Genomic DNA, 25,194 nt, shown 5'->3' on the forward strand with positions numbered 1-25,194 from the left:
TCCCACTCAGGATTTCTGGTTAGCTATTAGAGCTCAAAAGACGTGAAAGCCATCTAGTTAACCAAAAGTTATTTTGCAATCCACCTGAGTAATTAACCTTCTCATTGTCGTTACCCTCGGTTTTATAACCAGAATTTTGCAGTGGCTTACAATCATTTAAATTAACATTATCTCCTCGTTTTAAAATGAATGCATCTACACTTAAATTATTATCAGCATTAACGTTCAATTTAATATTGAATTCTTTTTCAATCGTAGAAACTGTATCACGCTTATTATTAAAAATGTGTGTAATAATTGAGCTATGTGCCAATAAATCAAATGATCCATTTCGGTTTCTACTAGCAACATATTGTAATTCTCTTAATACTGATGCAACAATTACTTCATTTGATTTTACTTTACCAACTCCCCTACAGTGTAAACATTCTATAGTATTGATTTCCTGTATGCTTGGTTTAATCCTTTGCCTTGAAAATACCATTAAACCAAAGTCATTTATATAGCTAAACTGAACTTTAGCTTTATCATCTTTAAATGCCTGCCTAACGGCAAATTCAACAGCTCTGCAATATTGATATTTTAACATACCAATAAAATCTACTACTATTAACCCTGACAAGCCTCTTAAATTTACTTGTCTTGATATTTCAGGTACTGCTTCCATGTTGGTTCTATAAGCTGTTTCTTCTATACTATCTTCCTCCATCATTTTCCCCGAGTTTACATCTATTGAAACAAACGCTTCAGTTAAAGTTATTATTAAAGACCCACCAGATGGTAATTTTACCCTATTGCTATATAGCTCAGAAACTTGATCCTCAATTCCGTAGTAAGTAAATATCGGAACAAAACCTCTATACAGCCTATAGCGTAACTTACTACCCTTTAATGCATTTTCAGTATATTGTTTTACTACTTCAAAAGCTTCTTTTCCAGATACTATAATTTCCACATCATTGCTACAAAAATCACGAATAGATCTCATAATCAAGTCTGCTTCGTTATAGATCAACGATGGAACATTTGTAGAGGAAGCATTTTTTTGAATGTTCTGCCACAGTGAAAATAGATAATTATAATCCTGCTCAATTTCTTTTTTACTTTTTCCTGAGCCAATGGTCCTTATTATTAAACATGACTTTTTTGGCAAGTTTATTGAATCAAGTATGTCCTTTAATTGCTTTCTGATATTGGCATCTTCAATTTTGCGAGATATTCCACCTTTGCTCATGGAATTGGGCATGAAAATACAGTATCTACCCACTAAAGTTATGTAAGTTGTAAATGAAGCTCCCTTATTACCTCGTTCCTCTTTAGTCAGTTGAACTAATATTTTTTGATTAACCGCAATAACATCCTGTAACTTGTACTTCTTATACAAAGATACTTCCCTTACAAAGCTACTACTCGATTCATTAATATTTTTATTAGCTGCAGAATCTGAAGAAACATTTGTTGATACACTACTATTTTCCTCTGTGTAATCACCATTTGAACAACTTTCAAAAAAAGCTTCCTTTTCTTTTTCTGAAATATTAAAATAATCTGGAGATATTTCGGAAAAAGATAAAAACCCTTGCTTATTTTTTCCATATTCAATAAATACAGCCTGCAAAGAAGGCTTTATACGCTTTACATAAGCAACGTATATATTTCCTCTTAACTGCCTTTTCTCTTTAAATTCTTGTTCAAACTCTACAACCTTATTATTGACTGATAAAGCAACCCTTACTTCATCAGAGCAGATAGAATTTTCTATCAATAGTAACCTTTTACTATTATTTACCACTTGCCTTTCATTCTAAACTTAACTCTATATTATTAATATACCGTAGATTGTCAAGAATCTTACGATCTATACTGTTTAAAGGATACAAAATAGTTGACTTTTAGTGTTTCTTGTAATAAACTTAAAAGGAACTTATACTTATTAAGTATGGCAAAAAAGAATGTTTCTTTGCTTGTTAAGCTAGTTAGTAGTGCAATTAAAAAAACAAGTACCGGTGAAGAAAAATTAACGGGCTATTTTTACACAAAAAAGCGTAATCCAAAAAAGCTCATTAGAAAACTAGAGTTTAGGAAATATGATCCAGTAGCCAGAAAGCATGTATTGTTTAAGGAAGAAAAATTAAAGTAGTTTTCTATAAGGAAGTTTTTTGTCATGCAAAATTTACAATTAAGTTATCCAATAGTGATAGAGTTGGGTGACATAAAAGACACAAAACTGAAATTAATGAAGGTTATCGCACAGCTAATAAGTAAGAAATATAGAACACAAAAAAAAGCAGCAACTGCTCTAAAAATTGATCAACCTAAAGTATCTCAAATTAATAAGTCAAAAATCGAAGGGTTTTCTTTAGAGTACCTGTTTAACTTACTAGTTGCACTTGGTCAAGATATAGATATGGAAATAAGGTATAGTTCTAAATCTATATAATAAGGTTTCCTATTCGCTCTTATTTAGGAAGATATGCCGATAATACTAACAAGAATTTCCAAAATCTATACTTAATAGTTTTTTAGGTTACTAACAATAGATCAAGCATATAAGAACACTGTATTATTATATTTTAAAACGGGATACATTTACAGCTCTATAACTTGTTTGAATACTTTGCTGATATACCTTAGCTTGAGTGAGTTAATAACGTAAAAAACGAACTTTTCTTACACGTGCTTGTTAGCTTGATAAAACTAGTTTACTGGGTACATTCTTTATCAACCTTTTTTTATGTAAAGGCATATACTAGTTGATAAATTTATAAAAAACTTACAGGATAAATTGAGTCAGTAAAAGATTTTTATTATCTTTAGCTTTAATTAAATTTCTATATATAGTTTTTCTATTTTTATATACTGCCGTGCGTTACTTCTTGAAGATATAAACTAGAATTAAGATGTACTTAGTGAAGGTGATACTTCTAATATTATTAGAAGCTTCTCCAAGTCCTAAAGTTGTTATTGAAAAGATGATAATAAATAAACCGAATTATAAAGGACTAATTAAAAGCCTTCGCCCTGAAAATTTTATCTTCAGTACTTGCATATCATAAACATCAAAAGTTGCTATTACACATCAGTACTACGTACATGCTGAATGTTTCTACAAGCTTTTGATAAATATTTACTAGTTCCTTTTTGGATATATGAATATATTATGAATCCTATGAAAAAGAAACAATTGTAACTGCACAAACCAAGAAATTAGCAGTGTAAGGGTGATCATGAGTAAATGCCTCAATAAAAGGCTCACTTAAAAACGCTGAGTAGACTTTTTCGATAGTAATTGTAAGAACAAGTAGAAGAAAATCTCCAGTTATAATTCTTTGAAGGTACATAAAAAGCATTATATGATTTAAGCTTGTTCGAAAATAAAATAAGTACCGTTTATCTAAAGCCAGTTATAACTTTGTCATAGATTGTTAAGATTCCATATTAAGTACTAATTTAACAACTTTTTCAATAAACTCTGGACGGCATATTTTTATACCACTGCTCCTGTACTAAAGGCTAATACAGCAATTTTGCGAGAACCGGTGTATAAGTAACTCCTTAGCACATTCAAAGGAATGTTTTTCTTTATTTTCTATTCCTTCATCTCCGTCTCAGGTTCCAGGAAAAGGCTCTTTAAAAACAGAAAATAATGGATTTAAAAATGCATAAAGTTTTCAACTTTTCGCGAAGAGTTACTATAATGGTTATGGGTGAATCTTGCAAAATTACATACTCAAAAGTTATACTCTGTTGATATATGGCTTCGACAGTCTGTAGTGAGCATGAGTGTGCAAATTTACTTACCAAATGGAAATCAGATTCGGATGTAACTTACTATTTTATCACCATGGATGTGATTCACTAGTTTTCTTAATCGCAATTGGAAGTTCAGTTACTATAAAAGGATACCATGTAATTTTTTATTATATTTGCTTAAATTCATCATTATTTAACCATGAAACGGCTCTTTAATTTACTCGAGAGAGGTATTTGCATTAGATGTTTCGTTATTGATCAGCTATAATTTAAGTACTGATGCTTTAAGACCTTTACTCCGTCATGACAATTCTATGCTTCAAAATTATCCATGAAACTAGGTGATCCGTTTAGAACCATTCCTAGAATAGGAGCATTTCTAGCACGTAGAGCTTTCAGATTTAGCAACGGTGATTAGACTGTATAAAGTGTAGATCTGGCAACTAGAACTCTCGGAATGATAAGTTTTTTTGATTAGATCAATCATCAGCATAGAGTTCTGTTAACTAAAATTTCTCTAGCACCTTCTATAATTAAGTTATGTATTTTAAGCAAACCTAATCTTATCAATATCGATATTATCCATTGCTAAACAATGTTGCTAAGTGAGAAGATAGATATTCTTTATGAATGAAACTTTTTTATTAATATTTACGTTAATCAAGCCGCTTATTTGATCACTATATTGTACTTAGAATAGCTTCAGTCTAGATAATTTTGAAATATAAATATCAAACTTACAAGCAAAGATAATTGCTTACAATAGTTTTACTAACACTAGCCTGTTTTTTTTTGAAATATCCGCACTTACTCAAAATTTCAAAGAAAATATTTTATAAGTAGCATTGACCTTATTTGCATAGTCTTTGAATTATTCTTTTCAGATCAGGCAAAAGAATTATTTAATTACCAAATTTGTCACAAATTTCCAAGATACCTGATAAATGCACTTGTGCTTGGAAAATACAATGTAAATTCTTATGAATTAAAAAAACACCCTTTTAGCTCTAGGTAAGGTAGATAGCTTTCCAATTCTTGTTTAGGTAAATACTAATAAGTTAGTACAGGTAAATGAGGACTTCATAAAAATTCTAGTTCATTTATTGGATGAACTACTCAGTAAATGTAAAAGGAAAGCGAAAACATCTGGATTACTGTATGATTTTTTTACTATTTTTTAAACTTCTTATTTACTGGAGTGGTAAGTTCAAAATGACAAGGCGTGAAAACTAAGATCTAGCGTTTCTATCTTGCCTAAGATGAATTCAACTTCTCTTTGCAACATGTTCTATATCTGTTTTCAAATCTCAAGCATATCGTGGATAAAATCCAAAAAAACAAATTTTCAATAATAGGATGAGCTTGCTTTGCTAAAAAACTACCTTATATGTACTTCTTTTGCAGCCACATTGAGAAAATGTGTAATTTTTTGCTTACACGTATCCATCTTAAAGCTTTGTATCGTTGCTTTTAATCTATTTGTGATTTTTGCGTAATCACAAAGTCAAATCTCAGAAAATTGATAAAAGCTTGAACGTTGGTAAATATATTCAACTTTCCACTTAAGGAGGTTAGCTTCATTAGTCTGAGAACATACCTAATACTAATAGATATACTATCCTCTGACAGATCTAGATTTTCTTTTTCAAAAGAACTAAGATTTAAACGATAGTGGAAAGTTTAAAAAAATCATTCATTTATAAGAAGGTAGAAAAACTTGTGACCAATCATCATATCCATGACGAAATACAAAGTTGTAGTTTATGTTTTTTGAAAGAATATTTATTGAATAATTTACGTTACTTTTAGTGTTATTCATACTGAGTATAATACGTAATCTTGATGTGTTAGGAAAAACAGGTTGCATGTAGCAAAGGTAATTAACTCTTGTTTCAAAAGCTCTTCCTTTGAACTCATCATTGTATTTTGCTACCTAAAATTGTCAGCATAATTGTGTAGCTAAGTTACCTGTGTTAAATTCAAGGTTTCACAATTTGTCTCTCAAGTTTTCAGCTTTAAAAAATAAGCTACTACCTGATCAGCAAGATGTTTTGTACTAAATTCTTAGGCTTTGGCTGCTGCATCATGATCATTGGAAAAAGAGAAACTGAATAAATAAATAATCCTTACACCTATTGATAAGATAATCCTTTATAATATTAGAACAAGCAACATATGTACTAAAGTATCATAAGACTTTACTAACAGTGTCTGAAACTAAATGTGGAATTTTTTTAAAGGTTAACGGTAGAGAAGCAGTACCTATTATGTCCAATAATACCTGTTGAATGTGTTTCATTTAAATACAGAAGGCTTTACGTTCTTTGCTAAGATTAAAAAATTTTCTCTGTTGATGCGATGCTCCGTCCATCTTGAAAATTGTTTCAGTAATAATGAACTTCAATAGTTCAGTCTAATATAGTTCACATAACTTATGCTTATTGGAAAAGATAATAGATTTACTACCACAAGTGTTGATTAATTCGATAAGTTTCTAAGGAGTGTTAAATTAGCCTGGAAGTCAGAGTGAAAAATGAGAGCTAACTCGGTTCTTTTATCCTAAACGATTTTCTTCTCAAAGTGTTTAAATATTTTTTTATTACCTAAAAGTAACTGAGAACAGGTAGACTCTATTACAAATCACTAGTTCTACAAGTTTTATTGCCTAAAATAGCGTTTCCTATTGACTTGAATAGAGGTTATTATTAAAATAAAGAAATTAATAAAACTCTTACCATTTAAGTCAAAGTTTCTTATAATCCATGATGTTTTTCTTTATTTCATAATATATTACAACACTCATTGTATAGCTTGTACATAGTCCTGTTCTCTTATCAAGAAAGAACTTAAATCATGAAAGAAATCAACTTTTGCTAAGAACAATGTACACGTACCTAGAATTAAGGTCTGTTATGGTAATATTCTTAGTATGGGTATTATTAAAACTAGTAAAGATCAAATAAAGATGCTCTAATCTCATTGCTAACTTGGATGAGCCTTCAGAATCAGTACCAGTTAATATACTGATAAAAATTCTTAGAGCTCCTCTTGAAAACATAGCCAATGTTGATTTATTCAATTTTTTTTACTATTACAATAGTTAGAATTATACTGCAAAAGTTCTATATTCGTTTGTTAGCTAGGTGGAAGGAAAAAAAGTATAGGACGAACTTGCAAACACTATGTTCTCTTACTGGTACCAATTCTGTTTTTACGGTGAAAAATTATTTGTAGCTTACAATCTAATACTAAACAAGATAGTTATTACTTATTTCAAAAATTAGGATTCCTAAAACTTGCTCTGTTTAGAAAAAATTAAGAACTCTCTCTACGAGAAGGACGGCTTTTTAAAATAGAAAATTATCATAAATTTTCCTATTTTTCTCAAATTAATCAGGATTATCCTTTTAATATAAATTACTTACTACTTAAATAGTATAGCCATTTTAAGTATTTTTTTATTGGCTAGTTCATAGAGTTAGTGTCATATGTATAAGATGTTAAAGTAATCTATTATAGTGGATTTATATAAAAAAGCTCATAAGACACAACTAGTGGCTGAGGAGGGATTTGAACCCACAACCAAGAGATTATGATCCTCCTGCTCTGCCAACTGAGCTACTCAGCCTAATATTAAAAATCCTACTATACATATGATCTATATATTTTATATAATATTCAAAGTTAAACAAAGATTCAAGCTTTTCAGAGTCAATAACTTCAAATAAAGACTTATCTTGTTTTAATTCAGACAAAAAATCACTATTGTCTCGTTTTACTTTCATTGCATTCCTTTGAACGATTTCATATGCTTTTTCTCTTGTTAGACCACTCCGCACTAATTCAAGTAATATGCGCTGTGAGAAAATCAATCCTTTTGAAGAATTTAAATTTTTTTCAACATTTTCTTTATTAATCACCAATTTATCTACTAAATCTGTTAATCGCACCAAAGCAAAATCCATCACTATGCAAGCGTCAGGAACAATGCATCTTTCCACGGACGAATGCGATATATCTCGTTCGTGCCATAACGCAACATTTTCTAACGCAGGAAATATATAACTACGTATTAAACGTGAAAGTCCAGTTAAATTTTCACTTAAAATAGGATTACACTTATGTGGCATAGCAGAACTTCCTTTTTGCCCAGTAGAAAAATATTCGGAAATTTCTCCAATCTCAGTTCTTTGCAAATGACGAATTTCAATGGCAACATTTTCTATTGAGCTTGCGATTACTCCTAAAACTGAAAAGAACATGGCATGTCTATCTCGAGGAATTACTTGAGATGACACGGTTTCAGGTATAAGTCCCATTTTCCCTGCTACATATTCTTCAACAAATGGATCAATATTTGCAAAATTTCCTACTGCACCTGATATTTTACAAGTTGAAACTTCTCTTTGAGCATTGACTAGCCTTTGATAGTTGCGTTTAAACTCTGCATAAAACCTAGCAAATTTTAACCCGAGTGTTGTTGGCTCTGCGTGCATTCCGTGACTACGTCCTACACACACAGTATCTTTGTAGTCCTCAGCTTTTCTCTTTAATACTTTAAGTAAATTCTTTAAGTTCTTGAGTAAAACATCACACGATTCTTTCATCTGTACAGCAAGACATGTGTCCAATACATCAGAACTCGTCATACCATAATGAAGATAACGAACGTCAACTCCTACTTTTTCAGCAACATACGTTAAAAAAGCTATAACATCGTGTTTTACAGTGGATTCAATCTCATTAATACGTTCAATATCAAATTTGATAGCACCAGAAAGTTTTTTAGCAACATCATTTGGAATTACTCCTAACTCTGCTTGAGCCTCACATACTAATCTTTCTATTTTAAGCCATATATTAAACTTATTGTTTTCCTTCCAGATGGCAGATACTTCTTCACAACTATAGCGAGGAATCATTAAACGACCTCCGTTTTATTTCTAGCATGTAAGAACCAAGATTACATGCTGGAATGATACTAATTTAGTTATAAAAAGCATTTTTCTGTGGTCGTAACCAGAATCACCTTTGATCAACTTTATCACTATCAGCAGTTTCTTTACCTAAATTCTGCTCAACCTCTTGTTGTTGCAACTCTTGGCTTTGCAATTTTACTTGTCTCAACTCATGTGCATCTGTTTCTGATCTAACAACATACACAGTGATTGGTACCACTACTTCACTATGAAGCTCTATATTCACTTGATACTGACCTAAATTTCTTACCTTCACTCCATTAAAAGATACTTTACGGTAATCAATTTCATGTCCTTGCAATAAAGACTTTGCAACTTCTTTTGTTGTTACAGAACCAAAAATTTTACCATCCTCAGAAGCTTGCTTCACTAATATTACAAACTTATCGATAAGAGATGCTGCCAGCTCTTTTGCTAAATTTAATTTTCTTATATTTTCCTCTTCTAAAAAGGAACGTTGCTCTTCTAGCTTCGCTATGCTTTCCCTAGTAGCTTTAACTGCCTTTTTTTGTGGGAAAAGAAAATTACGTGCGTAACCAGGCTTCACTTTTACAATTTCACCTAGTTTACCAAGCGTTCTTATGTTTTCCTTCAAAATCACCAACATAAATCACCTAAGCTTTTTTAGTACAATAAGGAACAAGAGCTAGAAAACGTGCCCTTATAATTGCTAAACGAAGTTTTCTTTGCCTTCTTGCACACACACCCGTTAATCTTCTGGGTAATATTCTACCATAGTCAGAAGTAAACTTAGATAACAAATCTGTATTTTTATAATCTATATCCTCATCTTTAGATGTAGCAAGAGGACAAGCTTTAGAACGCCTAAACCCAGTCCTATTATTCATAGATAGATAGGAACCATTAAAACTATTTCGTTTTTTTACCATTATGCACTTTGCTCCTCAACTTGTTTATTTATCATATGAGATTTACCTTCAGAAAATTTATCAACTTGTACAGATAAGTGGCGAATAATATTCTCATTAAGCTTTATTCTGCGTATAAATTCGTTCATAATACTTGAGGTAGAACTTATGCACATCATACAGTAATGGCCACTCTTCATCTTATTTATCGGATATGCGAAATCTATAAGACCCCAATATTCATATTTTATCAATCCTGAAGCTTCAACATTTTCTAGAATCACTTTCAACGTTTTATCTAATTGATCTAGGTTTGTTATTTCACAATCTTTCAAAATTTCTTGAAGAACCTTTGCTAGATTCTCTGAAATGCTTTCTTTTAAAGCACTTGCTATGTTACGAATAAATATACTCTTAGCAACTTGCTTACCACCTTCCGAAAGCTTTATAAAATTTTGTGTCATTCCTAAATCTTTTAACCCACTTTTTAGCTCTTTACCAATTTTCAATTTAACTTCTTTCAAATTTGAAAGATCTCCTTCCAGCTCGACCCACAAAATTTTTGCAAAATTTTCTAAGAAGTTGGAATAATTAACTAAACTTTCTTGAATAGTATTAAACCGTGCTTCCAATTCTTGCTTCGTAAGCTTGTTATTTTCCAGAAATTTTTTGACTTTTTGAAAAATAACATCTATCTTAATACTTTTTAGTAAAACAGCTAGTTCTTGGACCATCTCTTCTACTTCTTGCTGTAACAAGCCCTGCTGCGCTACAAAAGTAAACTCATAAAGACTCATTATGTCTTCCCTTGATACTGACCAAATTTTTTATTATATATGACTTTTTTATATAGGCAAGCTATTTGTATCAATCTCTATACTTTTAACCCAACTTAAATTAGATATTTCATAAGCAATCTGAGGAGTAATTAAATATGTATCTGGTAACAAGATGTTTACCTTATATTTTTCAAAAAAGAGTTTCAACATTATCTTGGTCCTGCCACCACTTTTTAACACTGAATTTAGTTCCATAGCAATTTTTTGCGAATTTGCATGTCCAGTTAAGATTAGTCTTTTTATTACAGAAGTGATTCTATCTGTAAATTCAGATATATCCTTTCCTGCTAATCTTGTTATATTTTCTGAAGTTTCAAGATCAATTATAACAAATGTTCCTGGCGAAAATAGACCTCTTTTCTCTTCTATTACTTCATTTTTGTAAAATGCTATTTCAGAAACATTATATGGGTCAGAGAGCGTAAGTATAACAAATCTTCCACGCTTTGAGGTTCTCATACGTACATTTAATACTACACCAGCAGTTTTTGTCGTTCTGCCCTCTCCAATAAATCCAATGTTTAATTTTTTTAAAATAGTTCTAAATCTTTTAAGTGGATGATCAGTTAAGTAAAATCCCAGTGAAAATAACTCGTGCTCTAGTTTTTCTTCTTTATTGAAATCTTTCACATCTTTAAGTTTCGGTTTTAGGACATTAAGTTTATCAAACAAACTAGCTTGATTTGACTCCTTATGTTGTCTGTTTTTATTTGCAAAGTAAATCAATGTGTCTATTGACTCATATAGCTGCCTTCTGTTTTGATGCACACTATCAAATGCTCCGGCCTTAATTAGGCTCTCTAGTGCTCTTTTATTTATTATATGTCCCGAATTTTGAATGAATTCCCATATATTCCAATAAGTGCTCGAATTTGTGTGCACTATTCCCTCTGCTATAGAAGAACCAACATTACGCAAAGCTGCAATACCATAGCGTATATATTCGCCCTCTATTGAAAATAGAGCTTGAGACTTATTTACGTCAGGTGGAAGAACAGCAATCCCACAAAGTTTTGCAGCATGATAAAACAAGTTCAGCTTATCTCTGTTGCTAATATTCAAATTCATCAAAGCTGTGAAAAATTCTAATGGATAGTTGGCCTTGAGGTAAGCCGTTTGGTAAGATATCACTGCATATGCAGCTGCATGAGATTTATTAAATCCGTAACCAGCAAATTTTGCAACAAGATCAAAAATATAACTTGCTCTGTCATAATCAACAGCATTTTTCATTGCTCCTTGGATAAAAAGTTCACGTTGCTTATCCATCTCTTCTTTGATTTTCTTACCCATAGCACGCCTTAATAGATCTGCTTCAGCTAAACTATATCCGGAGAGAATACGTGCTATTTCCATTACTTGCTCTTGGTAAATTATTACTCCAAACGTTTCTTTTAATACTTCTTCGAGTAAAGGGTGAATATAGTCTGGTTTTTCAAGTCCGTGTTTTCTTGCAATGTAAGTTGGAATGTTATCCATAGGTCCTGGACGATAAAGGGAAATTAAAGCGATAATATCTTCAATGCAGTCTGGTTTTAACTTGATTAGAACCTCTCTCATTCCAGAACTTTCAAGCTGGAACACCCCGATTGTATCACCTTTTGAGAGCATTTTGTAAGTTCTGTAATCATTTAATGAAGTTGAAGAAATATTGATTTTTTCCCCATTACGATTAATTAAACGGCATACATGATCTATTAGTGTTAATGTGCTAAGTCCGAGGAAATCAAACTTTATTAGCCCAGCTTTTTCCACATATTTCATGCTGTACTGAGTGATTGGCAAAGTAGAATTTGGATCGTAATAAACAGGAACAAAGTTTTCTAATTTTTGGTCGCATATCACAATTCCAGCAGCATGAGTTGAAACGTGACGATATATTCCCTCAAGCTTAAGAGAAACATCAAGAAGTTTTGCAATCACTTCATCACTATCTCGCTCTTTTTGCAGATTCTGATCAAGCTCTATTGCTTGTGACAGAGTCACAGGGTTTACTGGATTAAACGGAACCATTTTAGATATTTTATCCACTTGAGCATAAGGCATCTGTAACACCCTCCCAACGTCTCGTAGTACGGCCCTTGCCTGCAATTTCCCGAAGGTGATTATTTGAGCGACATGACCGTACTTCTTTCGTACATAATCAATAACTAAGTCTCTCTTTTCTTGACAAAAATCGATATCAAAGTCAGGCATCGATATACGATCAGGGTTTAAAAATCTTTCAAAAATCAGACCAAATCTTGTTGGATCGAGGTCTGTGATCTGTAACGCCCAAGCAACAATTGATCCAGCACCAGAACCTCTTCCTGGACCAACTGGGATGCCATTTGCTTTGCTCCAACGAATAAAATCAGAAACTATGAGAAAATATCCAGAATAATTCATTGAGGTTATCACGCTCAGTTCGTAGTTCAGGCGATCATAGTACTGCTCAATGTTTATGTCTATTTCATTTGCAATGCGTAATTCTAAACCTGTAATTGCTTGTTCCCTCAGTTCTTCATTTTCAGTTTTATTCTCTCGACAAGGAAATTTGGGCAAAATAGGCTGCCTACTTCTTGGCATGTAAGAGCATCGCCTAGCTATCACTAAAGTGTTATGAATTGCTTCAGGAATATCACTAAATAGCTCCTTCATTTCTATCACAGACTTAAAATAATGCTCAGTAGTTGGTTTTTCCCTATTCTTTTCGAAAGAATAACTTACCTCTGATATGCACGTTAATATATCATAAGCTTCATAGTCAGATTTATTTAAAAAAAATACGTCGTTAGTTGCAACAAGTGGTACATTGTGCTGATAAGCAAAGCCTATTAAGACTTCTTCAAGTTCTAATTTTTCATTAAGCCTATGACGCTGCAATTCAACATATAAATGACCATTGAATGCTGAGAACAGTCTTTTTACTGTTTCCCTATCCTGCTTCAATAATAATTGAGCTAATATTCCATCAGATCCACCAGTTAAAGCGATCAGACCTGAACTTAAACTTAATAACTCAGTAAAATCGGCATAAGGAATATCGTGGCTGTTTTTGCGCTTTCTAAAAGAATCACTTACTAAAGTAACCAAATTGGTATATCCTTGCTCATTTTTTGCAAGTAATAGTATGGGTAAATTTTGTTCTGATTGTCGAACTATAATATTGCATCCTATTATTAGCTGTATCCCTCTACTTGCTGCATATTCTGCAAACTCAAGTGAGCCAAATAAGTTACCTGAATCAGTAACCGCAACTGCTGGCATTCTATATTGCAAGCAAAGGCCGATCAGTTCCTCAATTTTGACTGAACTCTCAAGCAATGAATAAACACTGTGAACACGCAAGTGTATGAACATAAAAAACTTCAAACCAGCAATAAAAGAATACCATTAATTTACTTACAAGGATATAATTTCATGGAAACGAAAGCTTACTCAAAGTAACAACAAAAATTCCTTAATAACCCTTAGCTAGTTCCTTTACTATAAAATTAAAGTGTTTAATTTTCAGTTTATGTAAATTAAATGATGAAAGCACTATGTAGTTTATGTTTTAATATTGAACTTTTTGTACTATGTGTACCTTATATTTTTACACCTTTTCTAAGGTTTTACCTATATATAGTCTAAAATATATGCTTATAAGGCACTTAAGGTAGTATAGAATACAAGTTTATAGAATAAGAGAGCAAGTGACTAATTATTACAGTGTTTTTTTACCTTTTTTCTTTGTTTAACAAACTTTTTAAACACTTATAGCTTTAAAATCCAAGAAACGTCATCTCAGTACTAAAGCGTTAGGACCCGAAAGTTTCTTAAGTTAGTGAACATAAAAGTAACTGCTTTATGCAAAAAGTAACATTTTTATGAAAAATTAAAGTCAGTATTAACTACTTAAACAACTCTTTTCTAGGCTTATCTATTCCATTGTATGCGGCTTCAGCTCATTAACATGTAAACTCTTCAGTCCTACCTTATAGTTAGGATAAATTAGAGAGATACTAAAATCCTTTTTAATTTTAATATTACTCACTTTTTTTGATCCTAAGTAAAAACTTTGTGCATAATCTGGCAAAGAAGAAATTTCTATCAACTCTGGAATGCTAACATTTAGAAGTTTGGCTGCATATGTTACCACCTCAGATTGTGTAGCAGGTAAATTGTCTGCACAGTTATATATTTCTCCAGGTTTTATATTCAGCATAGAAGAAAATAGAATATTAGATATATCTTCAACGTGAATACGAGAGAAAAGATGCCCTTCTTTTCGCACATTTCTTGCTTTATTAACTTGTAAGTCAACTAGTACGTTTCTGCCAGGACCGTATATTCCAGCTAAACGAAAAACATGTACAGGTAACTTGCTATTTAGCCATTTCTTTTCGGATTTAAGGCGGCTTTTTCCTCTGCTTTCTACAGGTTTTGTTTCAGATTCTTCTGTAACCCAATTACCAGCGTGATCACCATAGACGCTAGTTGTGGACAAATATCCAAGCCATTTAATATTTTGAAGGTAATGACCATATCTCTCTAGCACATCATCACCATCCGGTGGAATGGAAACTAAGACATGTGTTACGTCTTGAAATGTATCTTTGCTTACTTTTTTGTAATTAAAAAGATTAATGCTTTGTACATCTTGACTCTTCGAAGTACCGCTGATTTTCCAATCTAAACTCAGTAAAATTTTTGATAAAAATTTAGCTACATACCCATAACCAAAACAAAATAAATGCATAGAAACTAATTTTTAAAATTTTTCTTAATAAACTCTACACCTAATTTTATTCCCTCTTCATTGATAATATGTCCTAATCCATGAATTGGGTATCCCTCGACATTTATTCCATTTTTCTTTAGAGCTTTAACCGTTAAGTCAAGAGAAGAAAAAGGCACTATATCATCGGCATCACCATGAATAAGACACATATTAGGTTTTGACTTGATATTTGGTGCAACTTTTGAAGGTGAAAGAAATCTACCAGAATATACAACAACCGATGCACAAGATTGAGTGCGGGTAAGAGCTGTATGTATCGCAAGCATCGCCCCTTGAGAAAATCCGACTAAAGAAAGCTGTGTATCTTTTAAGCCAAACTTTTTCAATTTTGTATCAATAAAATGATTTACTATTAACGTGGCATTTTTGACTCCACTGTACAATGCTTCTTCACTGCGATTTTCTAAACTAAACCACTGATAGCCATCACCTATTTCTCTTTCAAACGGAGCATTTGGTGCTACAAAACACGAGTCATGTAAAGACTTGCTCATAACTTTAGCAAGATGAACAAAGTTATCACCACTTGATCCCCAGCCATGTAAACAAACAATCAAATTTTTCTTATTTCCACTCACACAAATTTCTGGACCTTTAAGTTCAATCATTTCTTTTCTTTTTGTATTTATACTTTTATCTAGCATTAATTTGTGCTTTTGTAAAAGCTATATTCAATGTTCTCATTATTAATGAGAAAAGGAAATTATGTTTGTGTAACGGGTTATTTAGGTATATATTATAAACTTATTTAACAAAAACTATGAATATCGACGATAAAGCAGTTTTAAAAATTTATAAACCAACAAAAACTGCAACCCAATCTGGTTTGGGTAACACACGTTTTTGGTATCTAAAAATTAAGCCAGATTCCTATTATATTGAACCTTTGATGGGGTGGGTAGGTTCAAAAAATCCAAAAAACCAAATCATATTAAAGTTTAATTCCCTTGAACAAGCAATATCATATGCAAAAAAACGCAACGTTAAATTCATAATTGAAATGCCAAAAAGTATTAGGAGGTTACCAAAATCTTACGCAAGTAATTTTACATCAAAGTAAGTTTTATTGTAGTTTAAATCTTATGGATGCTTTTATGTACATAAATGGTATCACCACAGTGTCAGTTACTTGGATGATAGGAAGAACTTATTATAACACTGATACCTGTAAATTTATTGCGCGATTTTTGTGAATGAAAATGAACTCCTTTTAAAGATAGTTCTAGGGAAAATTACTTAATTTTAAAAGTAACCTTAGAAATATATACAAAGGGTATCAAGAGCAGTAATGTAGTATATCATCACTCTTTTATATTTTTATATTGAAATATGATGACTCCATTGATAAACCATACAAAATTACCAAAGTTGCTTTTATATCGTTGTATGATAAAAGTAATAAAATACTAACTCTTAGTGAAATCCTGTAACAGCACTAAACCATTTTTGCCACCTTTATTACTACCCTGTATTGAAAAAGGGAAAGAAGATTTAAAGTTTGAAATTTGCAATTATAAATGGTAAAAGAAATTAAGTAAGTATGATATGGATTACATTTTATACAAAAGTTTCTTCAAGGAAGCAAAAACAGGTCGTATAAGTAATATAACTCCTTTGTCTATTTTAATGATAAATTAGTAAACATAGAACTTCAACATATCTTATACCAGGAAACTTCTGGCAGTGGTGTTAAATAAAGCATATTGAAAGCATTTTCTCAGTAAAACCTAAGAACTTATTAGTATATAGCACAAAATAAGAATGGTAAATACTATTTTGAACAGAAAATAAATATTATTGATTCACGAGATAATAAAGTGTTGCAAAAGGCATAATATCTTACAGTACAGAAGAAGCAGAAAAGCAACAGCAAATGATATACATATACTATCTAATATACTAGATGATATATTATCATCAAGTAAGTGCATTTATTAAATTTCTCACAAAAGGTCCCATAGGTAAACAACTAAAAGCTCTTACTAACACTACTATACTAATGACAAACTTATAAACTTTATAGAAAAGTACTTAACCGACGACCAGTCAAGGCTTGGTAGATTATTGTTAATCACTGACTACAAATCTAGTTTAGAAATTAAACGAAACAAAACTGAAAATTATTTCTCTATATTTAAATGAAGATCGACTCTTATCTTTTATTAAAGGATTGAAACCAAATCAGATAAAAAACACCTGATCTAATTTAAAAGCAAATCAGTCCAGAGTACTTATTTAAAATATAGATTATCATCAACTTGTAGAACTAGCAAAAGATTTAGCTGAATAATATTTAACCATTCTTCCTAAAGAACGAGTAATTACTAAATTTAAGTTCTAGTAGACATTTTAGAGAAAGATAAATTAAGAGATTTAATTAATAAGCTAGATTACTATAAACTCAAAATGGTAGCTCAAAATCTAACTGATCCTAGAAAAATTAAAGTTATAATTAATTCTATAATTGATGAGAAACCCTAAACTTTCATTCAGAGCGTACATAATAAGCAATTAGCAAAACTTCTAAATAATCTCGATGCGAAAGAGCTTAAAGACATCTATTAACAAGCTATCTTACGAGAAGAATGTTTTACCCCGTGATTGATATAACCTTAGGCAACCAAGATCAATCCAAAGCTATTATTGAAAGGTTGAAAGAGAAATTTAAGAAGATGAAGTGAGAAGTTGAAGGAGATTACTTTTAGTAAAGTTGACTAAATGCACTTTAGAGAGAGAGAGAGAGAGAGAGAGAGAAAGATTTTTGAAAGTGTAATAATGTTTCTCCTCAAGATTACAATTCTGAACCTCATAGAGAAGCATGACATATATTTAACATTAACCCAAACATCATAAATTAGTATTTATAAGCCTAAAGAGAAAGTACTGTAGTGTCGAGGGCTGGTTTAAAATTTTTGAACAACATTTTGAGTAATTTATATGTATAATAATTTATAGAATAAAGTTCAATCCTTGAAGAGGAATGCTGCTTATAGCAGTACAAGGAAAAAGACTAATGAAAAAGCAATAGGTCAGGTTATGAGAATATTGATCTTGTTATGCTAAAATAAATACTGACAAGTATGTAACAGACTTGAAAAAAGTAGCAAAAAAGAAATTGTTAGTACTTTAAGTACTGGGTTACAAACAGTACAAGCCTAAATCTAAGAGACACTATTGATAATAGTTAAAGATTTGATAAAAAATCTTAGTAACTTTAAATAGTAATTAACTGGCTTTTAATGAGGAAAAACTAGCATTTTTCAGATCTATATAAATGTAACATATAAAATTATAGCTGTACCAGCTAAATATCTAAAAGGATTGCGTATAAGTGATCCACATTTAGAGCTTTAGCAATTCATTTACTTTAGCTTATCATTACAACGGCAGCTAAACGGCCAACTAAATATCTACCTGTTGTTGGTTAAAGAAGAGTGGAATAATTAACGGGAAAACTCACAAAAATAAGACCTATTACGTATTAAGTGATATGTACGCAAGTAGAGAAAACTTTGATAATGTCGATTTACTACTAGATTATGTTATAAACATACTTCTCAAAATAAAACACGTTTATACTAACTATATTTACGGAATTCTGCAATTTAAATTTTGCTTACATTGTGTTACAATGTGTATAATTCATATACTTAAATGAAAAAATGGTAAATACGCAAGATCTATTAACGTTGATGAAAATAAGACACAGCGGGTGCTTATATGATCCGGATAAAGTAGTAAATCAGGAGGAGATCAATTCTCTGATAGAAGCAGCTCGGCTTTCTCCTTCATGTTTTGGTGATGAACCTTGGAGATACGTAATATATAATAAGCAGAGTAATCAAAGTTCATGGAAAAAGTTACTGAGTTGCCTTAATGAATCCAATCAAAAATGGGCGAAAAATGCGCAAGTATTAATTATATCATTAAGTGCTAAAAATTTCCGAGAGCTGGATAGGGGGGAGAATTTTTGGGCTAAGCATGACACTGGTGCAGCAAATTATGCACTTATGTTACAGGCCGCATCTACAAACTTAATGGCACATCAAGTAGGTGGCTTTGATAGAAACAAAATAGTAAAAAAATTTAATATACCTAATGATTTTAATATAACATCGGTGATAGCGGTTGGTTACGAAGAAGAAGGTGCTGAAATTAAGGAAAAAAAAGAAGGCCAGTAGAAGAAATATTCTTTTATGATGAGTGGCCCAGTGAACTGACTTGACCACTTTTCTGTTAATACTATAAAATATGGTTGTTTAGTAAGTAGGTTTTCTCATTTTTCTTTCTTGAACTTCTTGTCAAGATTTCCATAAAATTATTTATTTTTAAACCCATAATTCATGCTACTTTATATATCTTCGCAAAAGTTATAAATAGCAGAATACCAATTATTTCATTAGAAACAGGAGCCTTCAGATAGTATTTCAGCACTTTTAAATAGCAATGTTATCAAATCCTTTAATAAGGATCTCATATAATTTGGTATATTATACTTTTCTTAAAAAACTTTTATGGTTTTCATATATGATTTTAACTTACCTTTATTTCAATGCTCTACTTTGTTTGTTTAAAAGGATGAATATATCTCAGATAGGAAAATTTTCTCTAGGTTTACTTTAAGATAAGCAAAAGGTTTGTATATATAGAATGAATAAAGAATATTTTGATCGTCAATTGATTTTGTTCATCAAAAGCACTGAGATCAGTATAGCTACTACTATTAAAATGACAGATGTTGCTTAGTCAACATTGCGAATGCTTCTGATAATAAGATTATAAAAATTAAACAAATGATTTTTGGATTTCATCTTAATAGTTTACTTAGTAAGTATCAGGAGCCTGAATACTAAATCGTCTTCTAGATATGGTTCATTTGAGATTCTATATCGAATAATAGCAGAATGATTTTCAATCCTTTTTGCAAAGTCTTGCCAAAGTTTTGCTGCTTGTTTTTGAGAAACTTAACTTAGTTATATAAATAATCTTTGTCATTGTTATTTTTGCTTCCGCCTTAAACCAAATAAACTTAGGTTATCAAAAGTATCTAAAATATTTTTTAGTACTATCAGATCTTTAGAAAGCAGATTCTTGACAAGAACCTACATTACCAAGAGGAAAGTTACACTGCATAGCTTCAAATTTGTCAAGAGCAGGATGAAAAAAGCTAATTTTAGAACTCTGCTGCTTTAATTAGTCCATTACTAATTTTTCTATTAGAAACACTTTCTTCCTTTCCAACTTAAGTTCAGCTGAAAGAGCATTTCACTATTGCTTGACATTAACTTAGCATCTACACTACAAAAAACTATAGCGTATAAAACAGCTATAATCAGAAAAGAAGTTTTTGTTTATATAGTCTTTGCTATAATGGTAAGCAGTTTAACAGACAAAATTCCCTACGTAAAAATGCATGGTACTGGTAATAACTTTGTTATCATAGACTCACGTTCAACAAACAATTTAGAATGGAGCTATAGGGAAATTGCCAACCAAAATGGCTGCGATCAAGTGATAGTCATCACTAACTCTAGTATAGCTGATTGCTTCATGCACATTTATAACTCTGATGGTAGCAAAGTTGAAATGTGTGGAAATGCAGCGCGTTGTGTTGGATATTTAATAATGTTAGAAAAAGGTACTGAGTACTCTACCATTGAGCTAGTAAATAAGCGTATTTTAGAGTGTTTTAAAGTCGGTAATAAATTAATAAAGGTTAATATGGGCAAGCCCTTGTTTAAATGGTATGAGATTCCTCTATCCATTGAATGTGATACTCTTCACTTACCTATAGAATTTGAGATGCTTAAGGATCCAGTTGCAGTAAATATTGGCAATCCCCATATAATCTTTTTTGTCGATAATATAGGTACAATACCATTGCTAAATTTGGGACCAAAGTTGGAAAATCATGCATTCTTTCCAAAAAAAACTAATGTTAGTATTGCACAAATTGAAAAATCTGGAGAAATAACTTTGAGAGTCTGGGAAAGAGGTACAGGTACTACTGCTTCATGTAGTAGCGCAGCTTGCGCAGTATTTGTTGCATCTGTACTTCGTAAGTATCTGCCTACTAAGCAAACTTCAGTAAATTCACCAGGAGGGAACTTACTAATCGAATGGGTAAATAATGTATTTGTAGTTGGTAATATAGGGTTTCTATAACAATACTTTAAACTTGATGCATTACTTCCAAGATTTTTTTACCAATCACCGCTGGAGTTTCTGCAATTGCAATTCTAGCACTTTTCATAACCTCTAACTTTGCAGCAGCACTTTCGCCACTAGAAGAAATAATAGCCCCAGCGTGCCCCATGCGCTTTCCTGGAGGTGCTGTTTGACCAGCTACAAATCCAACAATTGGCTTTTTAGTTTTCTCTTCCTTTACAAAACTCGACACATCTTCTTCTTCGTTCCCACCTATTTCACCAATAATTACAATACCATGGGTATCTTCATCTTTCAAAAACAGTTCCATACAATCAACAAACGTCATGCCATGAACAGGATCACCTCCAATTCCAATGCATGTTGATTGACCAAGGCCAACAGTAGTCGTTTGTGCTACTGCTTCATAAGTTAAAGTTCCAGAACGAGATATAATTCCTATATGTCCACGCTTGTGAATATGTCCCGGCATAATTCCTATTTTACATTCCTCAGGTGTAATAATCCCAGGACAATTTGGCCCAATCAATCTACTTTTTGAACCTACAAGCATATATTTAACTTTTACCATATCAAGTATAGGAATGCCCTCTGTAATACAAACTATTAGTTCTATTTCTGCATTTATCGCTTCAAGTATTGCGTCAGCGGCAAACCTAGCAGGTACATATATTACTGTAGCATTTGCACCAGTTTTTTCTTTGGCCTCCGCTACAGTATTAAAAACTGGCAAATCAAGGTGAGTGCTTCCACCTTTGCCAGGAGTTACACCACCAACTATCTTTGTTCCGTAACTAATTGCTTGCTCTGAGTGAAATGTACCCTGTGCACCAGTAAACCCCTGACATATTAATCTTGTATCTTTATTTACCAAAATAGACATGCTTTACTTTACCTCTTTTACTATCTTCTGTGCAGCTTCATCGAGCTCATCCGTAGCAATAATACTTAACCCTGATTTCTCTAAAATTCTTTTTCCTTCTTTAAAATTAGTACCTGATAATCTAACCACTAGAGGAACTCCAATACTCATTCCTTTTACAGCTTCAACAATTCCACTTGCAACAACATCACAACGCATTATCCCGCCAAATATGTTAACTAAAATTCCTCTTACGTTACTATCAGACAATATAATCCTAAATGCTTTGGTAACAGCTTCCTTATTTGCTCCACCGCCAACGTCTAAAAAGTTGGCTGGCTTTGCTCCGTAGTACTTTATTATATCCATTGTTGCCATAGCAAGACCTGCACCATTCACCATGCAACCAATATTGCCATCCATTTTTATATAACTAAGCCCATGTTTTGAGGCTTCTATTTCTTCCTTTACTTCTTCATCATAATCACGGAGTTGCGCAATTTCTGGATGACGGTATAAAGCATTGTCATCAAAATCAATCTTTGCATCGAGCGCAACAAAATCTCTAGAATCTGTCTCAGCTAGTGGATTAATCTCTATTTGATTTGCGTCAGTTGCAATAAATGCATTATATACACTTTTTGCAACACTTGTTATTTTTTTTATTTGTTCTGGACTTAAATTAAGACTACTGCTTAACTTTCTACTATCAAAACTTGCAAAACCAGAAGCAGGACTAATATCGAGCTTCACAATTTTCATAGGAGAGCTCTTCGCAACTTTTTCAATATCCATTCCACCTTCTGAAGAAAATATGAATGTTGGCCTGCTAAGTTTTAGATCAACTACTAAACTTAAATAATACTCTTTCTTAATAGTTGAACCCTCTTCAATGTAAACCCTTTTTACTTGCTGCCCACTTGGCCCTGTTTGGTGAGTTAGCAAAGTCATACCAATCATATCCTTCACAAGCTGTTGAGCTTCTTCAGTTGACTTTGCCAGTCTTACACCGCCAGCTTTGCCCCTTCCACCTGCATGAATCTGAGCTTTAACTACAAGTATGTCAGACTTCAGTTGATTTATTTTAGTCTCTATTCCTTCTGCAGACGTAGTAACAAAACCGCTTAAAACTGGAACATTAAATTTACGTAAGATCTCTTTTGCTTGATATTCATGAACATTCATAAAACAACCAATATAAACTATTAAAAATTATAAACCATAACGCTGTCTTCTACTCTCTTGTTGGCGCCTTTTTTTTTTAACTTCAGCTTTCTTTTTAGCTCTTACTTCTGATTTCTTTTCATGATATTGTTTTTTTATTTTTACCCCTCTTCCTTCTTTCTGAATTGTTTTTTTTAATATTGGAAAAGCCCTACTTACATCACCATAATGAACTGATACTTCAATCAAACTCTACCCCTTGGATAATTACCTCAAAAACCTACTTGTAAATTAGAAAATTAACATTGTCAATTATTTTATAAACTCAAGCATTAAGTTATAACATAACTGAACGTTAAATTCTGACTACTAAGAACATCAAAGTCTTTTAACTTACTGTGTATAAAACTATCTCACATTGGAACAATAAGGGTAGGCCAATATTAGTTAAAATTCTCATTACTTACGGTATCTTTTTGTTGTTGACTCTGTTGTTTATACATAGCTTCAAAATCTATAGGATCCAATATAAGAGAAGGAAACCCACCACTACTTGTAACCCGTGCAATTATTTCCCTTGCAAAAGGGAAAAGAAAAGTAGGCCCACCTATAAATAAAGCTTGTCTAGCCCCCTCTGCACTTAGCTTTGCTGAGTTTTCTATTGAAAAAAGACCACAGTATTTCGTTTCACAAATAAAAGCAACACCATCTTTCATACTTTCACTCTCTATCACTGCTTTGACTTCTATATGTAAAGTAACTTCATGGAAAGATTTTTCTTCATCATTTTCTTCGTTACTTTCAGCTCCTTTCAACTTCACTGAATTGACATTAACCATTACATTAATACTGGGAGCTTCCTTTAAAGAAAGGAATGGTGAATTCGGGGTTTCAAACGATAGATCCTTAATATATTGGCCATGAATTTTTATTTTGTACTGTGACATTTCTTACGCCTCCATAATTAAGTTGAAGTATTTAACGTTTTCTTCTACAATATAGTCATTTATAGATAAATAGTAAATCCAAATCGCAGATTGACATAGAACAAGCACACTTTTATTAATAATTAATAATGTTCAGGTACTTTACATGCTAAGGAGTTGAATTACTATGATAGAGCTTGTAATATATGCTTTATTAGCGGCATTCATTTTTTCGCGATTATATAACTCTTTAGGAAGGTTAACAAACTCAAACTTAAGAAAATTAACTAATGTACTTGATATAAGCCAAAGTAACAAAGACGTAGCAGAAGACATTGAAGACTACATCAATAGTAACGACAAAAACTCAATAAAAGCCACTTACAAACAAATATTACAAAAAAATAAAGATTTCTCCATTTCCTATTTTATGGAAGGTTCAAGTATAGCTTTTGAACTAATAATAAAGTATTTTAATCAGGGGAATCTACTTAAGCTAAAACCTCTCTTAGATAAAGGCTTATATAATAACTTTGCAGAGAAAATTAGACATCGTAAGGAAACACATGAATCTATAATTGTTTCTATTACTTCACAAAAGATTTTAGAAATAAAACTAGTGAAAAACGTAGTGTTTATCACAGTGTATTTTCTTTCAGAGCAAATTAATTTTATTAAGGATGATAATGGAAATATTGTATCAGGTAGCACATCAACGATTAATAGAGTTGAGGATATGTGGCAATTCAAAAAAAATATCAATTCATCAGATCCAAGCTGGCTGCTTGTTTCTATTAACTACAATAAAGACAATCATGATAATGATCCAATAACAAATGGTAAACAAGACTAGTATTGTTTAAAGTTAA

General features: G+C 31.8%; 17 protein-coding genes, 1 tRNA gene and 1 pseudogene. 6 read left to right on the forward strand and 13 right to left on the reverse strand.

Annotation, left to right across the window (positions count from 1 at the left end; all coding sequences use genetic code 11):
• Positions 1-19: 19 nt before the first annotated feature.
• Positions 20-1,792: an Rne/Rng family ribonuclease gene (locus WOVOC_RS01830; protein ID WP_025264143.1), complete on the reverse strand. Its 1,773-nt coding sequence runs from the start codon at positions 1,790-1,792 to the stop codon at positions 20-22.
• Positions 1,793-1,939: 147 nt separating this feature from the next.
• On the opposite strand from WOVOC_RS01830, the gene rpmG reads away from it, so the two are divergent.
• Together rpmG and WOVOC_RS01840 are read left to right on the forward strand one after the other, a co-directional pair.
• Entirely contained in the window at positions 1,940-2,140 is a 201-nt protein-coding gene (gene rpmG / locus WOVOC_RS01835; RefSeq protein ID WP_014869207.1) for a 50S ribosomal protein L33, read from the forward strand.
• 24 nt (positions 2,141-2,164) lie between these two features.
• The gene (locus WOVOC_RS01840) at positions 2,165-2,440 is read left to right on the forward strand and encodes a helix-turn-helix domain-containing protein (RefSeq protein WP_014869208.1); all 276 of its coding nucleotides are present in this window, start codon (positions 2,165-2,167) and stop codon (positions 2,438-2,440) included.
• A gap of 4,868 nt (positions 2,441-7,308) precedes the next feature.
• Here WOVOC_RS01840 and WOVOC_RS01865 read toward each other — a convergent pair.
• From WOVOC_RS01865 to WOVOC_RS01895, 8 genes are all read right to left on the reverse strand, one after another.
• Positions 7,309-7,381 (reverse strand) — tRNA-Met (locus WOVOC_RS01865).
• Entirely contained in the window at positions 7,344-8,675 is a 1,332-nt protein-coding gene (gene purB, locus WOVOC_RS04485; protein WP_081730865.1) for an adenylosuccinate lyase, read from the reverse strand. Before purB ends, WOVOC_RS01865 begins: the two co-directional genes overlap by 38 nt.
• 103 nt (positions 8,676-8,778) lie before the next feature.
• Positions 8,779-9,339 carry a 50S ribosomal protein L9 gene (gene rplI, locus WOVOC_RS01870; RefSeq protein WP_014869213.1) on the reverse strand — a complete coding sequence of 187 codons (561 nt, stop codon included), beginning with the start codon at positions 9,337-9,339 and terminating at the stop codon, positions 8,779-8,781.
• A gap of 7 nt (positions 9,340-9,346) precedes the next feature.
• Entirely contained in the window at positions 9,347-9,622 is a 276-nt protein-coding gene (rpsR, locus tag WOVOC_RS01875) for a 30S ribosomal protein S18 (protein WP_025264144.1), read from the reverse strand.
• The gene (gene rpsF / locus WOVOC_RS04985) at positions 9,622-9,939 is read right to left on the reverse strand and encodes a 30S ribosomal protein S6 (protein WP_410543193.1); all 318 of its coding nucleotides are present in this window, start codon (positions 9,937-9,939) and stop codon (positions 9,622-9,624) included. Before rpsF ends, rpsR begins: the two co-directional genes overlap by 1 nt.
• 507 nt (positions 9,940-10,446) lie before the next feature.
• Positions 10,447-13,782, reverse strand: coding sequence for a DNA polymerase III subunit alpha (gene dnaE, locus WOVOC_RS01885; protein WP_025264145.1), 3,336 nt, complete (start codon positions 13,780-13,782; stop codon positions 10,447-10,449).
• A 562-nt stretch (positions 13,783-14,344) separates the two neighbouring features.
• Positions 14,345-15,163, reverse strand: coding sequence for an SDR family oxidoreductase (locus WOVOC_RS01890; RefSeq protein WP_014869217.1), 819 nt, complete (start codon positions 15,161-15,163; stop codon positions 14,345-14,347).
• A gap of 5 nt (positions 15,164-15,168) precedes the next feature.
• A complete protein-coding gene (locus WOVOC_RS01895; protein ID WP_025264146.1) occupies positions 15,169-15,813 on the reverse strand; it encodes an alpha/beta hydrolase in 645 nt (214 codons plus the stop codon).
• Between the two features lie 152 nt (positions 15,814-15,965).
• On the opposite strand from WOVOC_RS01895, the gene WOVOC_RS01900 reads away from it, so the two are divergent.
• From WOVOC_RS01900 to dapF, 3 genes and pseudogenes are all read left to right on the forward strand, one after another.
• Positions 15,966-16,265, forward strand: coding sequence for an NADH dehydrogenase ubiquinone Fe-S protein 4 (locus tag WOVOC_RS01900; protein WP_014869219.1), 300 nt, complete (start codon positions 15,966-15,968; stop codon positions 16,263-16,265).
• Between the two features lie 2,602 nt (positions 16,266-18,867).
• Positions 18,868-19,430 (forward strand): annotated as a pseudogene (locus tag WOVOC_RS04175) (nitroreductase family protein).
• 1,145 nt (positions 19,431-20,575) lie between these two features.
• Positions 20,576-21,370, forward strand: a complete 795-nt coding sequence (gene dapF, locus WOVOC_RS01910) for a diaminopimelate epimerase (RefSeq protein ID WP_025264147.1) — start codon at positions 20,576-20,578, stop codon at positions 21,368-21,370.
• Positions 21,371-21,377: 7 nt separating this feature from the next.
• On the opposite strand, the gene sucD is transcribed toward dapF, so the two are convergent.
• The 4 genes from sucD to secB all read right to left on the reverse strand — a co-directional run bounded on the left by sucD (position 21,378) and on the right by secB (position 24,346).
• Positions 21,378-22,256 carry a succinate--CoA ligase subunit alpha gene (gene sucD, locus WOVOC_RS01915; protein ID WP_014869223.1) on the reverse strand — a complete coding sequence of 293 codons (879 nt, stop codon included), beginning with the start codon at positions 22,254-22,256 and terminating at the stop codon, positions 21,378-21,380.
• Positions 22,257-22,259: 3 nt separating this feature from the next.
• Positions 22,260-23,420: an ADP-forming succinate--CoA ligase subunit beta gene (gene sucC, locus WOVOC_RS01920; RefSeq protein ID WP_025264148.1), complete on the reverse strand. Its 1,161-nt coding sequence runs from the start codon at positions 23,418-23,420 to the stop codon at positions 22,260-22,262.
• Between the two features lie 27 nt (positions 23,421-23,447).
• On the reverse strand, positions 23,448-23,648 hold the full coding sequence (locus WOVOC_RS01925; protein ID WP_014869225.1) for a 30S ribosomal protein S21: 201 nt from the start codon (positions 23,646-23,648) through the stop codon (positions 23,448-23,450).
• Between the two features lie 194 nt (positions 23,649-23,842).
• Positions 23,843-24,346 carry a protein-export chaperone SecB gene (secB, locus tag WOVOC_RS01930; protein ID WP_025264149.1) on the reverse strand — a complete coding sequence of 168 codons (504 nt, stop codon included), beginning with the start codon at positions 24,344-24,346 and terminating at the stop codon, positions 23,843-23,845.
• Between the two features lie 166 nt (positions 24,347-24,512).
• Between secB and WOVOC_RS01935 the strand changes: the two genes are divergently transcribed.
• Complete coding sequence (locus WOVOC_RS01935; protein ID WP_025264150.1) at positions 24,513-25,178, forward strand: Tim44/TimA family putative adaptor protein; 666 nt, start codon at positions 24,513-24,515, stop codon at positions 25,176-25,178.
• The last annotated feature ends 16 nt before the right edge of the window (positions 25,179-25,194 follow it).

Source organism: Wolbachia endosymbiont of Onchocerca volvulus str. Cameroon (assembly GCF_000530755.1).
Lineage (GTDB): Bacteria > Pseudomonadota > Alphaproteobacteria > Rickettsiales > Anaplasmataceae > Wolbachia.

Coding starts and splice junctions, on each gene's coding strand:
- rpmG (WP_014869207.1), top strand. CDS start 1,940: ATGGCAAAAAAGAATGTTTCTTTGCTTGTTAAGCTAGTTAGTAGTGCA.
- sucD (WP_014869223.1), bottom strand. CDS start 22,256: ATGTCTATTTTGGTAAATAAAGATACAAGATTAATATGTCAGGGGTTT.
- rpsR (WP_025264144.1), bottom strand. CDS start 9,622: ATGGTAAAAAAACGAAATAGTTTTAATGGTTCCTATCTATCTATGAAT.
- WOVOC_RS01890 (WP_014869217.1), bottom strand. CDS start 15,163: ATGCATTTATTTTGTTTTGGTTATGGGTATGTAGCTAAATTTTTATCA.
- rplI (WP_014869213.1), bottom strand. CDS start 9,339: ATGTTGGTGATTTTGAAGGAAAACATAAGAACGCTTGGTAAACTAGGT.
- purB (WP_081730865.1), bottom strand. CDS start 8,675: ATGATTCCTCGCTATAGTTGTGAAGAAGTATCTGCCATCTGGAAGGAA.
- sucC (WP_025264148.1), bottom strand. CDS start 23,420: ATGAATGTTCATGAATATCAAGCAAAAGAGATCTTACGTAAATTTAAT.
- dapF (WP_025264147.1), top strand. CDS start 20,576: ATGGTAAGCAGTTTAACAGACAAAATTCCCTACGTAAAAATGCATGGT.
- secB (WP_025264149.1), bottom strand. CDS start 24,346: ATGTCACAGTACAAAATAAAAATTCATGGCCAATATATTAAGGATCTA.
- dnaE (WP_025264145.1), bottom strand. CDS start 13,782: ATGTTCATACACTTGCGTGTTCACAGTGTTTATTCATTGCTTGAGAGT.
- WOVOC_RS01895 (WP_025264146.1), bottom strand. CDS start 15,813: ATGATTGAACTTAAAGGTCCAGAAATTTGTGTGAGTGGAAATAAGAAA.
- WOVOC_RS01900 (WP_014869219.1), top strand. CDS start 15,966: ATGAATATCGACGATAAAGCAGTTTTAAAAATTTATAAACCAACAAAA.
- WOVOC_RS01840 (WP_014869208.1), top strand. CDS start 2,165: ATGCAAAATTTACAATTAAGTTATCCAATAGTGATAGAGTTGGGTGAC.
- WOVOC_RS01935 (WP_025264150.1), top strand. CDS start 24,513: ATGATAGAGCTTGTAATATATGCTTTATTAGCGGCATTCATTTTTTCG.